The following is a 17,350-nucleotide window of genomic DNA, read 5'->3' on the forward strand; positions in this document are numbered from 1 at the left end:
GGTAAAAAATGTGCCATTTGTCCAGACACGCTAATTTTGATTGGTTCAAATTACGAAGGCCTATCGACCCTCAACAGCTTAAAAGTTATTAAATGATGAAAAGACTAAAAAAAACCATTCTATCCCTAACGGCATTACTAATTCTTTTCATAGCATATTTACTATTTAACATGTTCACCTTCCAGTCCCTGCAGTTAGATGCCGAGCCTATTGAAATTCTTGATATTGAGACCACTGCTATAGAGAATTTCTCCAATGCCATAAAAATCAAAACGGTATCCCCTGAAAATGAGATCGATTTTGATTCGATTCAATTTCAGGATTTCACAAACTTTTTAAAAACTACCTATCCCCTAGCTGATTCTATATTGGAAAAGAAAACTTTTAATTCTTATAGCTTTCTCTATAAATGGAAGGGTTCTGACCCTTCTTTAAAACCCATTATTTTAATGGCGCATCTTGATGTGGTACCGGTAATAGAAGAAAATTTACCGGATTGGAAGCATAAGCCTTTTGGTGGCGAAATCATAAACGACACCGTTTGGGGCAGAGGAACAATAGACGATAAAGTTGGAGTAATCGGAATAATGGAGTCCCTAGAATTGTTACTCAAAGAGGACTTCAAGCCTCAACGTAGTATTTATGTAGCCCTCGGTCACGACGAAGAAATCGGTGGCTTAAGAGGCGCCAAGACAATAGGCAAGTTTTTAAAGGAAGAAAAAGTACAAGCAGAATTTGTGCTCGACGAAGGTGGAAGTATTGTGCAAAAAATGGTCCCCGGAATTGAGAAAGATGTAGCGCTCATAGGCGTCGCAGAAAAAGGATTTGTTTCTTTAAAATTATCGGTGAAATTAGAAGGCGGGCATTCTTCAATGCCGGAAAAAGAAACGGCGATAGATGTTATATCCAATGCTATTGTCAAACTAAAAAAAACACCTTTTCCTGCAACAATTTCTCCACCCATCCAAGGTTTTATAGAATATTTGGGACCTGAAATGCCATTTGTCAATAAACTGGTATTTGCCAACCAGTCGCTGTTCAGTTCCGTAATTACTTCCATTTACGAAAAAAGTGCTTCTGGAAACGCACTTGTTCGAACGACCACCTCACCTACAGTTTTTAACAGTGGGGTAAAAGACAACATTATACCGCAAACGGCAAGTGCTACTGTAAATTTCAGGGTTATTCCGGGAGAAACAATTGAAACTGTAACGGCCAGAGTCGAAAGGCTCATCAATGATGAACGTATTTCTATCTCTAATGGTGAATTTAATTCTAATCCCTCAAAGGTCTCAAGCACCCATTCTTTCGGATTTGAAACCCTGAAGAAAACGATATCGGAAATTTTTCCCGAAGTACTGATTACTCCTTATTTAGTTGTCGGGGCCACCGATTCCCGACATTTTAATGATATCTCTGACAACATTTATCGATTTTCGGCCACCACACTGAATAAAGGGAATATAAAGTCTTTTCATGGGTTAAACGAAAGGTTGCCAGTAAGCGATTTTAAAAACTCTATTCGTTTTTATCATCAGTTGATCAGAAATAGTACTTCTAGGTAAGATAAGGCTAGTTTAATTCTGATTTCAGGGCTTTTACGTCGGTTATCAATTGCGCTATGGATGCCCTGTTCAGTCCATTATAAATACCGCGAATGTGTTTATCCTTGTCTATAAGTAAGAAATTCTCGGTATGTAGGAAGTCATTTATATCTTTGGGAATTCCCAAGTCATTTTCAACAAAGTATTGGTTTCTACCCAAGTCATAGATTTCTGTTTTGTCACCAGTAACCAAGTGCCACTTACTATCAATAACCCCATTTTTATCGGCATATGTCTTAAGTACCGAAACGGAATCTATAGAGGGCGTTACCGAGTGTGATACTAGTAATATATCAGAATCATCTTTGAACGCTTCCTGTATTTTTTGCATGTTCCCTGTCATTTTTAGGCAAATACCCGGACAGGTCGTAAAGAAAAAATCGGTAATATAAATCTTGTTGTCAAAGGTTTTTTGTGAAATGGTATCCCCCAATTGATTGACCAATTTAAAATCAGGGATTTTATGAAAGGCCTTCTCTTCTTCACTGTCTGGGGTCAACCAATGAGGGGTAAAAGATTCATCATTATAGTAAGGCAAGTGCACTACCCGACTAGTTTGCGTTACTTTATTATTTTCTTTTTTTGTCTCGACTTTGCAACTCGTGAAGATTCCCGACATAAGAATCAAAAGAAGACTATATTTTTTTATCCCTAACAACAACTTCATTCTCTAGTTTATAACATGAATTCGCTCTTCGCATACCGAAAATACGTCCATTTTTGGCCTCATAGTTCACATATAGCTTTCCATTTTGCAACCAAGCCTTTTGCAACCCCTCTTCTTTACCATCAACCAATTGCCGCATCTTGGCCAATTCTCCCGTGGGATACCATTTTTTTTCAGTTCCATTTAGAATCCCTTCGGTATATTGGGATTCTTGGGCCAACACGCCGTTTTCCCACCAGCTTTTATAGGTTCCTACTAAACGGTTTTGTTTATAGTATGATTCTATACGAAGTGTGCCGTTCTCTGACCATCTTCTCGCAACACCCTCCCTTTTACCATTAAAATAACCTAGCTTCTCAGCTAAAGTTCCGTTTTCATGGAGTTTTAAGGAGTAGCCATTGAAGGGTTGCCCCTGATAGTACCATTTGCCTTCGACCTGATTCAGAACAAGATCCTCTTTTGGTATTTCTAAGTTGTCAATAATAACAACTTTCTCGGTTACCGTTGCGGTAACAGGAACTTCCTTACATTGTGTAAGAAGAAGTATCACCACTATAAAAGCTAGAAACAGTCTCATATTTTCAGAATTAATACCCTTGATATGGGCCAGCAAAAGCTAGATAAGAGCCCGTGGTCGAGTACAATTCGTTTATAATATGATAATGATATTCTTCTTCACCATCGGTGTATTGCGTTGTAGCGGTATGCCCGCCAGAACTATCCAAGTCTGTGGGATAGCTTCCTGTCGAATTGCACTTTCGACCATAAAGAAAAACACCATCCAATAAAATCCCCAATAATTTATCGTCATCATCGGTGAAAGCCTTTGGCTCTAGATGATAGTGATAAACACCAGGACCGATATGGGCTCCTGTCCAATCTAAACTCGCTGCAGCTTGATCCAATGCACCGTTTCCCTCTTGATCATTAAATATAGATGCCCCACTAACTGCTATACCTATTGTGTTTAATTGAGTAGAAACCGTATTTCCAGTTAAATTTGGAGTCGCATCAACTGTAATGGTTGTGGCATTATTGTTACTGGTCATAATACTCGGCGTAGTAGCTACATTAGGTTCTTCCCTATAGAGACTATTGCCCTCTCCCCAGTAAACAGTTTCATGGTCTGGCAAACCTGTAGTTTCTATAACTACATTTGACCCGTCGAGAAATATGGTGGTAGCATCTGTATTAAAAGCCGAAAAAGCTGCATGAAGTTCTGTAGGAATTGTTTCCTCGCTCTCTTCTTCGAGCGTATCATCTGTACTATCGGTGCTGCAAGCCAATAAAACCATACTAATGATCGCTGTCAATGTCATTAAAGGAATATACTTTAAAGTGATTTCATTTTTTTTCATCATTTATATTTTATCTATTTGACGGATGCTTATATTCACCACCTATAGGGTACCAGTGTCTTAGGTTTAGGGGATTCTACAATTTATCCTTGGTCAACAATTCATCATTATCATAGCAAATATCAACAATGATCGAATGCGCTTGAACCCCTTTCAGTGAATGGCTGAAAGTTTTCAGTGAATGAAAGAAGAGAAAACGTAAATATAACCGCGTCTTTGTAAAATAACCAACACATGCCCTTCAGAATGGACTTGGACAGGGTCGTTTTCCAGTTTTTGCTAGATCTAGAAGAACAGCAAAAACATGTCATAATCTTTTTTAAAAAATATGCAGGGCTAACTTTAGAGCATTGCGGCGCTTGTATCTATCGAAAAGGAAATTTAGAAATACTAAACCTGTTCGAAAGTGCTTTAAAATTCGAAAAAAAATGAGTCGTAATTAAATATGAACGCACAGTTTCAAAAAGGCATTAATACGTAGAAACGGTTACTCCTTAAAAAAATCATCAAAAAATAACATCTGGTATTTTATGGCATTTTCCCAATAGTTCCAATCGTGTTTTCCTGGGCGTTCGGTATAATCATGTGGAATATTCCTTTCTAATAGTTTTTCATGCAATCTCTTATTGCCGTCATAGAAAAAATCATCCACGCCACATTCAAAAACCAATTTCAGGCTTTTATCAGTAATTAGGTGAACCATATTGATTACGGTATTAGCTTCCCAAGCTTCTTTGTTTTCGGCATAACTACCCAAGCGCTCCGCAATATCCCAATTGTTCGGAAATGGTCTAAAATCAACTCCACCACTCATACTGCCAGCAGCTCCCCAAACATTCGAATGTTTAAAGGCCAAGTAGAAAGCACCATGGCCACCCATACTTAAGCCTGTGATCGCGCGACCTCTTTTTGTGATGTTGGTATTGTATTTTCTATCTATTGCAGCAACGAGTTCCTTACTCACATAAGTTTCATATTGCATTTTGGCATCTATAGGACTATCAAAATACCAACTGGTTTTACTGCCATCGGGACAGACGATCATAACATTATAGACATCTGCATATTGTTGAATATCAGGAACCTTACCCAGCCAATCTCGATGATTTCCTCCAGCACCATGCAGTAAATACACCACGGAATAGTCTTTGCCTGTAGCATTATATGAATCAGGTTTGATCACCACGTTCTTTATTTCTTTATTCATGGCTTTGCTTAAAACTACTAGTGTATCAACACTTGATGCGTGCACAGCTAGCGTAAAGCAAAAACAAAGTATAAAATGAATTGGTATTCTCATGGTCGTAATCACTTTTATATTATTATTCCCCCTTCTAGTTTTATCGCTTAAAACTTCATTTTTAGGATTTGTATTTTCGAAGGAAAAGTACAAGTTTTAAACGAAGTTTCATAAACTCTTCCCATATACCCCACTACAAAACAAGTTGGCACACTACATTTTTTCTGAAACAGGGTCAAATGCTATGATGTTTTTAAACAAGGCTCTATCTAAAAAGTAAAAGAAACTTCCAATGTTATAGATGGGGACCGTCCCCTCTTGTTTAATTGGACTGCTATAACACAACGATTACCATTACGCCTTAGAATCAAGGCATTGGACTTTGTTAATAATTTCTAAGTCGATCATAGTTCTAAAATAGTACGCAGCTATTATTTTTGTGCACTTTTGAGCCCTATGGAGAAATTAAAAATTGGTGATAAAGTTTATAATGCGAGGCAAAATGGCTTTGCCGATTTTATCCGTTATACCTTTTCTGAAGTCGTAGAAACTACGAAGACCCTAGCCGTTTTAAAAGATGGAACTCGATTAATAAATATACCGAAAATCTCCTATATCACTGAAGATATTGGATATTCGGTTTCTAGAAAAAAAGGAGTGCATTGGCATTTGGTGTCTATACAAGCCATACGAAACGCGCAAATTGAAAATCAAAAAATTGCCGCTAATGACTGGTTTGAGACCAAGGAATTTTCATTGGAAGAAAAACAGTGGATCTACCAACTTTTCAAAGAACGAAATGAATTGGAATGAACCTTCTACTGTTCAACTTTCCTAAGAGATACAACTTAATACCCATACATCAATTCAAGAGTGAATTATTATCGGAATCTAAAACCGGGTATTCGATTTTTTTAAAGGCACTTTATGGCTACCATAATGCATAAAGAAGTTGATCCAAATGTTTCTAGAAATTCGTAGAATGATAGGTAAAGAAAGAACCATAACTGCAACAATAACGGCATAGGTGGCAATTAAACTAAAATCAAAAGCCAGGTATGTCAAGACAAAGGCTGTACCGGCAAAGATAAGCCCTACAGGATAGCTCACGTACATGGCTCCATAAAAAAAAGAAGGTTCAATTTTATACTTTGTTCTGCATCGGCTACAACGCTCTTCCATTTTCAAGGTGCTTGACAATTTATATGGGTTCTGTACCGAATACATACTTTCACTTTGACAAACAGGACAATTACCAGTTAAGATACTATATACCTTGGTTCCCTTTAACAGTTTCATATACTCTTATTTATGTTGTACTCCAAGTAATTTCATCAATCTCAAAATCATTAAAAACAAAGTCGGTTTAAACTATATTTTTTCAGTGAAATAATATAAAATACCACATTAACGGGGGAGTCACATATTAAATCCAACTAAAAAAACACAAAACTTATATTCCTGTTTAATCTATCAATTTTAAAATCTCTTAAGACAAAGGTATTAACATCAGCCTTCTAGGCACTTATAAAATTAGTGCCATTATTTGTACTTTTAGGACATAAACACAAGCGATGAAAATTGTACCTATACTCAATATTGAACAATTTGAACACGAAGAATCGACAACAAGTTTTTATAGCAACAACCTGAAACAACATTTGAAAGAAAATGAAACTATTGTTTATAAACCACATAAACATGATTTCTTTCTTTGTGTCCTATTTTTAAAAGGTTCAGGAGTACACGAAGTTGATTTTAATTCTTACCCAATCGAACGAGGAAGTGTTTTTTTCTTGCAACCAGGCCAGACCCATTGCTGGGAATTTCATAGCCCGCCCCAAGGCTATATCTTTTTTCATACTCGATCTTTTTATGAATTTAGTTTTTCAAACACAAAATTGACACAATTTCCATTTTACTATTCATACAAAAATCCCCCGCACCTGTCCTTAACCACAAGTGAAGTTTTAAGATTTGCAAAATGCTTCGATGAAATCAATGTAGAGTATCATCAGGAATCAATCTATAAAGAACAAAAATTAGCCAGCCTTATAACTATTATTTATATCGACCTGAGTCGACTTTACGCTGATTTTGGAGACTCGAAAAAAAATTCATCTCCTACCTATTTGAAAACCATAGAGGTTTTGGACAAACTAATAGAAACGGGCTACAAGACTCAAAAATCAGCTCAGTTTTATGCCAATGAACTAAATATTACGCCGAAACATCTAAATAGAATTACCAAAACCACTATAAATAAAACTACAACTGAGCTAATAACAGAACGCATACTACTAGAAGCAAAGCGTCTTATAGTACATTCGAATAATTCTTTGACAACCATTGCAGAATTACTAGGTTATGAGGATTATGCCTATTTTTCACGGGTATTCAAATCGAAAACAGGTAGTTCTCCTTTGGCATTCAAAAAACGCTATGACAGATATAAGGTATAAAGCAGTTGAAAAAATTCCTGTAAACCATCATATTTAAAGAATATGAATTCAAGTAAAAGCCCACAACACATAGGTTATGGGCTTTTGTTGGCAAAGGAGGAATTGATTACCAAAAGATGGAAAACTTATTGATAACCAATATCTATACCTGATGATGCAGTCTCAGTCCATTTCAGATTATTCTATTGAAAAAAGCGCTGCACAAAATTATTTAGATTTGCGGTCTATGCATATTCCAATTGCTCTAACTTCGTAATAGCCTCTGCTTTTGAATTCACATTCAGCTTCAAGTATATATTCTGAATATGAAAGTTTATGGCACTGGTAGTTACAAAAAGTTTTTCGGCAATCATTTTATAGGTTGCACCTTGACATAGATAATCAATAATTTGGTTCTCCCTTTCAGAGAATGATTTATAAGATTTTCTTTGAAACATTGAGATAACTTTTTTGGCAATATCGTTGCTCATAGCTGCCCCTTCATGCCGAATCGAATCCAGTGCATTATATAGCCTTTTTCCATTTATGGGTTTGGTCATATAACCATTTGCACCATTTTTAAAAGCATTTTTAATAAAATCAAAATCAGATTCGTCACTGACCATTATGATTTTCACTTGGGGATCCTTTTTACGAAAAAGACGAATGCCTTCGATTCCGTCGATTTCCGGCATATTAACTTCAGATACAATGATATCGGGTTTAGTCGTATCATAATTTTTAAGGGCATCCTTGACGGACGAATAAATGGCTTCCAAAGAATAATCCGAATAAGTTTCAAAATAGTGTTGATAAACGGCGTGAGATACCGGGTCATTATCAATGATAATAATTTTTAGGGTGTCTGGCTCCATAGCTCATGGCATTTTAATCAGTATTCAACCTTTTTAAATAAGGCATAAACACCAAATGTTAAACTGAAAAATTTGGGGTGTAGCAATCTCTTGAAAGAAATCTTAACTATCTCAAAAAAACAGTATAAAATAATCTTCAAAATGAGCTGACAGGGTCACTGGAAACCCTATGGCGCCTTGACCAAAACAATAAATGTTTGAGTCATGCCAAAAGGTTTATAGATAAACCGTCTTTACACGTTTTGCTGGAAATAAAAATCTCTCAAAGCGAAAGCTAAAAAATAGGGTAGCGTTTACTCCCTAATTAGGAATAATCCAATATAGGTATATTGAACCTGTGGTTGAATTTAGAATCAACACTTACTTTACCTAATGGGTGATTTTTGAGGTTAAGATTTAATCTCATGATTTGGGGGGATTTGGGGTTTAACGTAATGTAGGTTAAATTATAATGTAAATATATAAAACCCATACGCTTTCAAATAATTTTAACAAGACTATTCGTTCAAATGCATTAGTGATTATCAAATCGTTAATAAAAGAGCTAGATTGTTCTATTTTTATTAAAAAACGTAAATACCTATAGCATTGCTGCAGTCCGTCTTTTTAAGAACATCGGTTGTACTAAGCGTAAAAATTACGTTCATGCTGTGTCTTACACAATAAAAAAGAGGGGTTGATATCCCCCCGGATTTCCCCTCCTTTTTTTTCAGACACATATATTTTTTAATCGGTGGTCAAACAGTTTTTGTTGCTAGGAACTTGTGCTCCTCTGGAATAAGGAGGGGTTGATATCCCCCCGGATTTCCCCTCCTTTTTTTCAGACACATATTTTTTAATCGGTGGTCAAACAGTTTTTGTTGCTAGGAACTTGCGCTCCTCTGGAATAAGGAGGGGTTGATATCCCCCCGGATTTCCCCTCCTTTTTTTCAGACACATATATTTTTAATCATCAATTGTTTAAAAACATCTTTAGATAACTGAACCTAATTATAAGGTTCTTCTCAATATTATTTAATCTTCGTAAATATTGGCAGCGGTAGCCATTGAATTATCTACCTGCATGATCCACTTTTCATCTCTATACTTACCATCTAAATTTGACACAAATGCTGTTTCAGCATCTTCCTTAAAATTAAAATCAGCCAAATACACATAATGAAGTCCGTTCTCTTTGTTATAAAATTGTTTTGCATCCAGACCTTGTTCGTTTAGGCTGTGCATAAAGGCATCTAAATACTTCTTGTTCTTGTAGACATTGGCTATTACATAATACCCAGACTCAACACCAATAATATCTGATTGATTTAGAACTTTTATCGGAAGTTTCACATATGATTTTTGATCAGATATCGAAGAATTTACTTCTTTTACAGGGGTTGTTTCAGTTTGTGCCAATACAGTATTTTCTGGCACCCTATAATTTTCCGAGGCAGCCTTGAAGTTCTCCTTTATATCTTTTCTTAAGATTTCTACGATAGCTTCGAACCCTTCTGCCAATTCCTTTTTCCTTGCCGACTCAATAGAATCTTGTCTTAATATCAATTCATCTAAAATCATTCGATTTTGATAGGCAAGCGAATTAGCATCGTATTCTACCTCCTTTTCTTCTTCTTCGACCATTCGCTCTATTTCTTTCTTACCCTCATTGTTGTCACTCTTATTCTTTTCTTCCATCAACTGCAAAATCTGCTCTTCGTAGTTTCTTACGATACGATCGATTTTGTCATCATTTGAAGTTGCTGCGAATGCACCTACCCCACTATTATCTTTGAAAGTATATGCCAAAGTCAATTCATGGTTCCAACCGAGATCAACATCTCCTTCTGATAAATCTTTCTCCATCAAATAACCCAAAGACATTTTTTTGCTAAGGTTAAAACCAAAACCTGCAGACATTCCGAATTGATCATCAAGAGTTGTCTGTACCCACCCGTATTTGGGTAAATCTAATAGCAATGCACCAACATAAGACAAAGAACTATCTTCATTTCTACCTATTTGCACAAGTGGCATTAGCCTCCCATTTGCAAATAAACCCCGTGTTGCCATGAAAGAATGGGTATACTGAACTGAAGCTTTGATGCTTTTATCATTCAAAGATGTCGTAAAATCATCGGTAGATTGATTGTATTTAAATAAGTCTTGGGCATACAAACCGAAATCAAATTTACCTGTTGACAAGGTAATGCCCGGCTGAATTGCAAGCTTACTTTCTTTAGTAGCTTCCTGAATTGCAGGGTCGTCTTCTGCTCCAGTAACACGATTTTTATCGAGACCTTCATTAAAGTAAGTAACATTTGTTCCAAATGTCAATTTACTCTTATCGCTTAATTTTACCGAAGTGGCGTAGTTGGCATTAAATCCAAACTGTTGTATCACTCCAGACCATTGACTATAAACACCGATACCTACTGCAGTATGGTCATTCAATTTATTGCTGAAACCTACATAATAATTCTGATAATTATCTTCGAATGTAGCATATTGGTTTCTATTAAGAATGTTCAAATATGATTTATTTTCCCTAACCAATGAGAATGTCGGGTTAATCAAAAATCTATTGAAGAACAATTGATTATGATACGAATTACTCGAACTAGGAGCAGGATTCACTTCTTGACTATAGGTTGTCTGTATACTCAAGGCCACAAAGAACATAAGCAGCAGACATTTTTTTGTTTTAGCTTTATTAGAGTTCATAATTTGGGGGGATTAACGTTATACTTTGGGTAATCTTTAAATATATGTGCACTTATTTACTAGCCTGGGCACTCAAGCATCGTAAGTCGTAAAATTTTCACCTACGACACTTCGCCAAGCTTCTTATTCATCTTCAAAAACAGATGAGGAATAATCAACATTTAGATCGTTGTTCAAAGAGGCTAAAAAATTACTGCTCAGCTTTTCTTCAGACTCAACATTCTTTTTATCACCATAAGAGAAGGCTACACGATGCACGGTATCTTTATCTCTGCCACGGTTAGACATTACATAACCCATATCTTTTTCTGTCATTAAAAAAATAGAGAAATCATCTTTATCACTGTTTATAGGGTCGCCTAGGTTGACTGCCAAGCCTACTTTTCTTTCGTCTACCTGCGCCATATAAACATCCATTCCACCATGGCCCTTTCGTCCTTCCGACGCAAAAAAGAGTGTGTTCACCCCTACAATGTTAGGGTAGAGATCGTTCTTCTTGGTGTTCACCTTTTGACCTAAGTTCTTCGCCACACCATAGGTTCCATCACTTTTAATGCTGGATACGTAAATGTCGTACTCGCCAAAAGTACCTGGCATATCTGATGCAAAAAACAACCGTTTTCCATCATTCGATACCGCAGGGTGCATCGCTGAGAAGTTTTTGGGGCACAAAGCTACTTCTTGTACATTACCCCATTTATCACCTAAATTATCAGCTTTGAATATTTTATGAACCAATTCCTTTTTCGAAAAAAGTCCATATAAGGGTTTTTCATATACAGCCTTAGTAAAGTAAGCTGTTTTACCATCGGCGGTCAATGCAATCGGTGATTTATAGATATTCTCACCTTCTGGCTTTCCTGTATGAAGGTCCTCCAATCCATTAACTTCCTTTATTTCAGATTGCACCAGTTCATTAAGTGATTGCGGGGCTTCCCTACTTGTAAAGTCCAATTCTTTAAACTTTCTGGAATTATCGGGGACTTCCGCTGCTACTTTATAATCTGCTTCGATTTGACCCAGCCAATCTTTTTGTGTGTCGCTTGAAGCAATGGTATTGCTCGATTTGGCAAGAGCAAACTCGTAACGCTCGCTGTAACTAGAACCTAACGTACCGGTCTTACTAATCTTCTTTAGTTTTGAATACCAAAACACTGCGGTTTCATAGTTTTTTGCCAGGAAGTTGGCATTTCCGAGATCCTCGAAAATTTCCTTGTCAGTGTATCCTGAATTTTTTAATTGCTGATAGTTTTCTTGCCTCTTAACATGCTCATACGAACTTGTTTTTTCAGAACTTGAATTTTTCAAATCCTGTGCCGACATCGAATAACAAAAAAATGTTACAAAACATCCGAAGGCAACTCTGTAGGTTAAGATTTTCTTCATAGGGATATCATTTTAAATTATTTCAAGTACAAAGATCAAAAAATGTTGTGGACCTTTTATTAGTAATAATTCATAGGTTTTCACCTTTTTTGGCTTTTTTTACCTAAAATTTGACCGTTCGTCGAATATTTAAGCCATTAATCTTAAAAATTAGGATGATAATTCAGGGAGGAAATTACCTTTTAAACGAATTATATGCTCAATTTTCCCCTATTTCGAATAAGTCGTTCTAATTGTTTGATTCCGATGCCTTAAAAAATCAAACTTCGGAAAAGTGTCTCAGAGTACTTTTCAAAACATACGAAATAGATCTTTCTGTTTTGTAAGGCTTTTATCTTTTTTTACTTTGCAACATGCAAAAACCATTGGTCAGTATTCTCATGCCTTTTAAAGACACTGAAGCTTTTCTTACAGCGTGTTTATTGTCTATCACAAAGCAAACTTATGCGTATTGGGAAGTTTTAGCCATTAACGATCAATCTACGGACAATAGCAAAACCATTGTCGAGACTTTTACAAAACAAGATTTGCGCATAAAGGTTTTTGACAATAATGGTCTTGGGATAATCGATGCCCTTAAAACTGCCTATGGACTGTGCAACGGACAATATATTACCCGAATGGATTCTGATGACATCATGCCTGCAAACAAACTACAAGCTATGGTGGATGCACTGCTAAAAAATGGCCCTGGGCATTTAGCCCTTGGACAAGTGCGGTATTTTTCTGAACGTGGTATAAGTAATGGTTACGCCCGTTATGAGGAATGGCTGAATAGATTAACAGATAAAGGATCCAACTACACGGAGATATACAAGGAATGTGTTATTCCTTCCCCTTGCTGGATGGCGCACAAGGAAGACCTGGAAAGCTGTGGTGCTTTTCGCCCCAACCGTTACCCTGAAGATTACGATTTGGCATTTCGTTTTTATGAAAAAAAGCTAAAATGTATTCCGTGCCATCAAGTATTGCATTTTTGGCGCGATTATGACACACGAACATCTCGAACCAGCGAGCACTACGCCCAAAATTACTTTTTGGATATCAAACTGCATTATTTTCTCAAACTTGATCGGGACATTTCTCGACCTCTGGTAATTTGGGGTGCTGGAAACAAAGGAAAAACGATAGCCAAAAAATTAAAGAAAAAAGACATTGATTATGTTTGGCTTTGTGACAACCCGAAAAAAATAGGAAAAGATATCTACGGTAAAACAATGCAGCATTTTTCGGTATTGAAGAGCTTAAAAAATCCGCAAAGCATCATTACGGTTGCTAACGAGCAGGCCCAGACTATAATTCATGACTATTTTTCAAAAAAGGGGCAAAATAGCATGACAGATTATTTTTTCTTTTGTTGATTTTCTGCCCAGCCCATTACTTTATAGGTTTTATCAGGCCAACTGACTTACTGCCAAATTTTGAACCCGTTCTTTGAACTTTTGAACCTCGAATTAAGTATATTTGCCAAATCTTTTTCAGTAAATGGCGTTTAAACATCCGGAATTACTTTGGGGCCTATTGCTACTGCTGATTCCTGTTTTAATACATCTCTTTCAACTTCGCAGATTTAAGAAAACCCCATTTACAAATGTAAAACTTCTGCAAAAAGTACAAGCGGCATCACGACGCAGTAAAACTTTGAAAAAGTGGTTGCTATTGATTACAAGGCTTTCATTACTTTCAGCTTTAGTTCTCGCATTTGCCCAACCATTTTTTGCCGCTAACTCGGCCCTACAAGAGAAAGAAACCATTATATACCTTGATGATTCTTTTAGTATGCAGGCAAAAATAGGCGATGAAACATTACTACAACATGCCGTTCAAGAGTTGATCAAACAAATACCAAAAGATCAAGTTTTTAATCTATTCACCAATAAAAAGGTTTTTAAAGACGTAACATTGAACGCCATTCAAAACGAATTACTGTCCCTTACTTACTCGCCCGATCAATTGAAATTGAATGAGATATACCTTAAGGCAGGTACGTTTTTAAGTGATTCTAAGAATTCGGTAAAAAATTTAATCTTGATTTCAGATTTTCAAGGTCGACACCCATCGCCAACCATCGATTCGGTATTGTTAAATTCATCCCATTATGTGCAACTTCTTCCCGACAAGACCGCCAACGTATCGATAGACTCTGTTTTCTTTGCGCCAACCACTACAGAAAATATAGAAGTCAATGCCTTACTTTCCGAGGTAGGTGCTGCAGAGAATGTTGCAGTATCCCTTTTCAATGAAGATAAATTGATAGCCAAGACCTCCGCAGTATTTAATGTCGAAAATAAAGCCGAAGTAACTTTCTCACTTCCTAAAAACGAGCCAATCAGGGGGGAAATAGAAATTTCGGATGTTGGCCTGACCTATGACAATCAATTCTATTTTAACATAGACGAAAAAGAAAAAATTAAAGTTCTTGCCATCAAGACATCAGATAATAATTACCTCGAACGTATTTTTTCTGAAGATGAGTTTATTTTTTCCTCCTTCACTTTAAAGAATTTAGACTATAAGGATTTACCGCTTCAAAACTTGATTATACTTGATGAATTGGCAACCATACCCACTTCACTGACCACCAGTATCCATTCATTTACCGATGACGGCGGAAGCTTGATTCTAGTGCCTAATTTAGAAATCGATATAACCGCATACAACCAACTGACATCCTCCTATTCTTCATCTTTCTTTGCAAACAAAAACCTATTAGAGCGAAACATTACAGGCATCAACTTTTCACATCCATTATACCAAAATGTATTCGAAAAAAATGTTAGCAATTTTCAATACCCAAAAGTTTCGAGCTATTATACCATAAAAACCACTTTGCCGACCGCCCTATCCTTTGATAACAAAGACCCTTTTTTAGTTGGCAACAGAGGTCTTTACATTTTTACAGCACCACTATCAATAGAAAATTCAAATTTTCAAAATTCGCCTTTAATCGTTCCCAGTTTTTATAATATCGGGCAAAACAGTCTCAAACTAAACCAGCTATATTATATTTTAGGAAATTCGGCAGAAATAGATATTCCAGTGCAACTGACAAAAGATAATATTCTTCATGTTTCAAAGGGAACGACCGAGTTTATTCCAAGACAACGGTCAATGGCCAATAAAGTTCGATTGTCATTTGACGACGCGCCCTACGAAGATGGTATATATGAGGTTATGCATAAAGAGATTTCACTTAAAAGTTTGAGTTTTAATTATGCTAGGAACGAGAGCAGAGTCGATTATTTAGATTTGGCGGATATCAGTCCAGCAACACGGCAGGAGTCCGTTGCTTCTGTGTTTCAAGATATACAGAACGACAATCGTATACGGGAGCTTTGGAAATGGTTTGTTATTTTAGCCATAGTTTTCATCTTGATGGAAGTTCTTATCCAACGGTTTTTAAAATAACTTTAAGTAAATAACACAGAACCTAATATGATTTAGGGTTTTTAGACAAAAAATGATTCGATACATCTGAGCGAAATGGACATACTTTTAAAATCGGCCAAAATTATAGATGCCTCCAATAAAGAGTACCACCTAAAAAAAAGGGATATTCTTATTAAAAATGGTACAATTGACACAATAGCAACCAAAGTAGAAGCAACGGGTAAGGTCAAAATTGTCGACTTTAAAAACCTACATGTGTCCATAGGATGGTTCGATAGTGGCGTAAGCTTTGGCGAGCCGGGTTACGAAGAACGGGAAACCATAGCAAATGGGCTTCGAACAGCTGCAAAAAGCGGCTTTACGGATATCGTATTAAATCCCAACACCAATCCTGTACCTGATAGCAATGGGGCAATTGTCTTTCTTAAAAATGCTTCTAAAGATCAAATCACCAATTTACACCCCATAGGAACTCTAACGAAGAAAGGTGAAGGTGAGGTACTCGCTGAATTATACGACATGAAGAATTCTGGTGCAGTTGCCTTCTACGATTTTAAACGGCCCCTGAAGAATTCAAACCTAGTAAAAATAGCCCTGCAGTATGCACAGAATTTTGATGGGTTTATCTATTCGTTCCCTCTTGATTCGAAAATTGCAGGAAAAGGAATAGTCAACGAAGGCGTGGTTTCGACCCGGTTAGGCTTAAAGGGAATTCCCGCACTTGCCGAAGAGCTTCAAATTTCCCGTGATTTATTTATCCTTGGTTATACGGGTGGAAAACTGCACATTCCCACCATTTCGACCGCCAATTCGGTAAAATTAATTTCCGATGCAAAGAAAAAAGGTTTGGATGTAAGTTGTAGTGTGGCGATACACAACCTCTTTCTATCCGATGAAGCTTTAGAAGAATATAATTCCCGCTTTAAGGTAATGCCTCCGCTTCGTACGAAGAGCGATGTCAAGGCCCTTCTGAAGGGTCTTACCGATGGAGTTATTGATTTTGTGACCTCAGATCATATTCCCATGAATATTGAACAAAAGCATGTAGAGTTTGACAATGCGGCTTTTGGCTCCCTAGGGTTGGAAAGTGCTTTTGGAGCACTAAATCAACTTATCGGTATGGAAAAATGTATCGAAATTTTATCTAAGGGAAGGAATCGCTATGGTCTCGAAACACCATTACTAAAGCAAGGAGAAAAAGCCTGTTTGACGCTTTTCGATCCCGACAAGAACTATACTTTTACGGAAAAGCAACTTTTCTCCACTTCAAAAAACAGCATGTTTCTGGAAAGTACTTTGAAAGGTTGTATTTATGGCACTATTAATAATAACAGTATCAGTTTAAACGATTAAAAATGAGCACGAACACTATCAAAGAAGGTAAAACAAGTGCCATAGTTGCATATCTCACAATGATCGGCGCCCTTATTGCCATTAGTATGAACTCAGAACCGGAAAATGATTTTGCACGTTTTCACATTAGGCAGGCATTTGGTCTTCATCTTATTTTTTTAGGTTTTGCCATCTTTTTAAGCGTTTGGTTCAATGAATATGCTTGGTACGGCCTTTATGTTTTTTATATCGTTCTTTGGTTTTATGGTTTTTTAGCCGCTTTGAATGGAAAAAAACAGTCTGTGCCCGTTCTCGGGCCTTATTTTCAAAAATGGTTTACTTTTATAAGATAAC

The 17,350-nt window shown here is 36.6% G+C and carries 15 protein-coding genes; 7 read left to right on the plus strand and 8 right to left on the minus strand.

Annotation, left to right across the window (positions count from 1 at the left end; genetic code table 11):
- Positions 1 to 92: 92 nt before the first annotated feature.
- Positions 93 to 1,565, plus strand: a complete 1,473-nt coding sequence (locus AACZ88_RS02260) for a M20 family peptidase (protein WP_339705562.1) — start codon at positions 93 to 95, stop codon at positions 1,563 to 1,565.
- A 7-nt stretch (positions 1,566 to 1,572) separates the two neighbouring features.
- Here the strand turns inward: AACZ88_RS02260 and AACZ88_RS02265 are convergent, their stop codons facing one another.
- The 4 genes from AACZ88_RS02265 to AACZ88_RS02280 all read right to left on the minus strand — a co-directional run bounded on the left by AACZ88_RS02265 (position 1,573) and on the right by AACZ88_RS02280 (position 4,836).
- The gene (locus AACZ88_RS02265) at positions 1,573 to 2,271 is read right to left on the minus strand and encodes an SCO family protein (RefSeq protein WP_339705565.1); all 699 of its coding nucleotides are present in this window, start codon (positions 2,269 to 2,271) and stop codon (positions 1,573 to 1,575) included.
- Positions 2,240 to 2,848, minus strand: a complete 609-nt coding sequence (locus AACZ88_RS02270; protein ID WP_339705568.1) for a toxin-antitoxin system YwqK family antitoxin — start codon at positions 2,846 to 2,848, stop codon at positions 2,240 to 2,242. Before AACZ88_RS02270 ends, AACZ88_RS02265 begins: the two co-directional genes overlap by 32 nt.
- Before the next feature lie 10 nt (positions 2,849 to 2,858).
- Complete coding sequence (locus AACZ88_RS02275; protein WP_339705571.1) at positions 2,859 to 3,632, minus strand: YHYH protein; 774 nt, start codon at positions 3,630 to 3,632, stop codon at positions 2,859 to 2,861.
- A gap of 484 nt (positions 3,633 to 4,116) precedes the next feature.
- Complete coding sequence (locus AACZ88_RS02280) at positions 4,117 to 4,836, minus strand: alpha/beta hydrolase family protein (RefSeq protein WP_339705573.1); 720 nt, start codon at positions 4,834 to 4,836, stop codon at positions 4,117 to 4,119.
- Positions 4,837 to 5,325: 489 nt separating this feature from the next.
- Here AACZ88_RS02280 and AACZ88_RS02285 point away from each other — a divergent pair, with 489 nt between their 5' ends.
- Positions 5,326 to 5,682 carry a pyruvate kinase gene (locus AACZ88_RS02285; RefSeq protein ID WP_339705575.1) on the plus strand — a complete coding sequence of 119 codons (357 nt, stop codon included), beginning with the start codon at positions 5,326 to 5,328 and terminating at the stop codon, positions 5,680 to 5,682.
- 78 nt (positions 5,683 to 5,760) lie between these two features.
- Here AACZ88_RS02285 and AACZ88_RS02290 read toward each other — a convergent pair whose 3' ends face one another.
- Entirely contained in the window at positions 5,761 to 6,168 is a 408-nt protein-coding gene (locus tag AACZ88_RS02290; protein WP_339705577.1) for a DUF983 domain-containing protein, read from the minus strand.
- A gap of 275 nt (positions 6,169 to 6,443) precedes the next feature.
- On the opposite strand from AACZ88_RS02290, the gene AACZ88_RS02295 reads away from it, so the two are divergent.
- Complete coding sequence (locus AACZ88_RS02295) at positions 6,444 to 7,331, plus strand: helix-turn-helix transcriptional regulator (RefSeq protein WP_339705580.1); 888 nt, start codon at positions 6,444 to 6,446, stop codon at positions 7,329 to 7,331.
- A 224-nt stretch (positions 7,332 to 7,555) separates the two neighbouring features.
- Here the strand turns inward: AACZ88_RS02295 and AACZ88_RS02300 are convergent, their stop codons facing one another.
- The 3 genes from AACZ88_RS02300 to AACZ88_RS02310 form a co-directional block, all read right to left on the minus strand.
- Positions 7,556 to 8,185, minus strand: coding sequence for a response regulator transcription factor (locus tag AACZ88_RS02300; protein WP_339705583.1), 630 nt, complete (start codon positions 8,183 to 8,185; stop codon positions 7,556 to 7,558).
- A gap of 1,014 nt (positions 8,186 to 9,199) precedes the next feature.
- The gene (locus AACZ88_RS02305; protein ID WP_339705586.1) at positions 9,200 to 10,888 is read right to left on the minus strand and encodes a type IX secretion system membrane protein PorP/SprF; all 1,689 of its coding nucleotides are present in this window, start codon (positions 10,886 to 10,888) and stop codon (positions 9,200 to 9,202) included.
- Positions 10,889 to 11,011: 123 nt separating this feature from the next.
- A complete protein-coding gene (locus AACZ88_RS02310) occupies positions 11,012 to 12,274 on the minus strand; it encodes a cell envelope biogenesis protein OmpA (protein WP_339705589.1) in 1,263 nt (420 codons plus the stop codon).
- A 353-nt stretch (positions 12,275 to 12,627) separates the two neighbouring features.
- Between AACZ88_RS02310 and AACZ88_RS02315 the strand changes: the two genes are divergently transcribed.
- From AACZ88_RS02315 to AACZ88_RS02330, 4 genes are all read left to right on the plus strand, one after another.
- Positions 12,628 to 13,635 carry a glycosyltransferase gene (locus AACZ88_RS02315; protein ID WP_339705591.1) on the plus strand — a complete coding sequence of 336 codons (1,008 nt, stop codon included), beginning with the start codon at positions 12,628 to 12,630 and terminating at the stop codon, positions 13,633 to 13,635.
- A 124-nt stretch (positions 13,636 to 13,759) separates the two neighbouring features.
- Complete coding sequence (locus tag AACZ88_RS02320) at positions 13,760 to 15,682, plus strand: BatA domain-containing protein (protein WP_339705594.1); 1,923 nt, start codon at positions 13,760 to 13,762, stop codon at positions 15,680 to 15,682.
- A gap of 75 nt (positions 15,683 to 15,757) precedes the next feature.
- Positions 15,758 to 17,017 carry a dihydroorotase gene (locus AACZ88_RS02325; RefSeq protein WP_339705597.1) on the plus strand — a complete coding sequence of 420 codons (1,260 nt, stop codon included), beginning with the start codon at positions 15,758 to 15,760 and terminating at the stop codon, positions 17,015 to 17,017.
- 2 nt (positions 17,018 to 17,019) lie between these two features.
- Complete coding sequence (locus tag AACZ88_RS02330) at positions 17,020 to 17,349, plus strand: hypothetical protein (RefSeq protein ID WP_339705600.1); 330 nt, start codon at positions 17,020 to 17,022, stop codon at positions 17,347 to 17,349.
- Position 17,350: the final 1 nt, after the last annotated feature.

Source organism: uncultured Kriegella sp., from assembly GCF_963975415.1.
GTDB lineage: Bacteria > Bacteroidota > Bacteroidia > Flavobacteriales > Flavobacteriaceae > Kriegella.

Bases quoted from the DNA above. Each gene is read 5' to 3' on its own strand.
- AACZ88_RS02275 (WP_339705571.1), bottom strand. From the start codon at position 3,632: ATGATGAAAAAAAATGAAATCACTTTAAAGTATATTCCTTTAATGACA.
- AACZ88_RS02325 (WP_339705597.1), top strand. From the start codon at position 15,758: ATGGACATACTTTTAAAATCGGCCAAAATTATAGATGCCTCCAATAAA.
- AACZ88_RS02285 (WP_339705575.1), top strand. From the start codon at position 5,326: ATGGAGAAATTAAAAATTGGTGATAAAGTTTATAATGCGAGGCAAAAT.
- AACZ88_RS02295 (WP_339705580.1), top strand. From the start codon at position 6,444: ATGAAAATTGTACCTATACTCAATATTGAACAATTTGAACACGAAGAA.
- AACZ88_RS02280 (WP_339705573.1), bottom strand. From the start codon at position 4,836: ATGAATAAAGAAATAAAGAACGTGGTGATCAAACCTGATTCATATAAT.
- AACZ88_RS02270 (WP_339705568.1), bottom strand. From the start codon at position 2,848: ATGAGACTGTTTCTAGCTTTTATAGTGGTGATACTTCTTCTTACACAA.
- AACZ88_RS02305 (WP_339705586.1), bottom strand. From the start codon at position 10,888: ATGAACTCTAATAAAGCTAAAACAAAAAAATGTCTGCTGCTTATGTTC.
- AACZ88_RS02330 (WP_339705600.1), top strand. From the start codon at position 17,020: ATGAGCACGAACACTATCAAAGAAGGTAAAACAAGTGCCATAGTTGCA.
- AACZ88_RS02265 (WP_339705565.1), bottom strand. From the start codon at position 2,271: ATGAAGTTGTTGTTAGGGATAAAAAAATATAGTCTTCTTTTGATTCTT.
- AACZ88_RS02300 (WP_339705583.1), bottom strand. From the start codon at position 8,185: ATGGAGCCAGACACCCTAAAAATTATTATCATTGATAATGACCCGGTA.
- AACZ88_RS02310 (WP_339705589.1), bottom strand. From the start codon at position 12,274: ATGAAGAAAATCTTAACCTACAGAGTTGCCTTCGGATGTTTTGTAACA.
- AACZ88_RS02260 (WP_339705562.1), top strand. From the start codon at position 93: ATGATGAAAAGACTAAAAAAAACCATTCTATCCCTAACGGCATTACTA.
- AACZ88_RS02315 (WP_339705591.1), top strand. From the start codon at position 12,628: ATGCAAAAACCATTGGTCAGTATTCTCATGCCTTTTAAAGACACTGAA.
- AACZ88_RS02290 (WP_339705577.1), bottom strand. From the start codon at position 6,168: ATGAAACTGTTAAAGGGAACCAAGGTATATAGTATCTTAACTGGTAAT.
- AACZ88_RS02320 (WP_339705594.1), top strand. From the start codon at position 13,760: ATGGCGTTTAAACATCCGGAATTACTTTGGGGCCTATTGCTACTGCTG.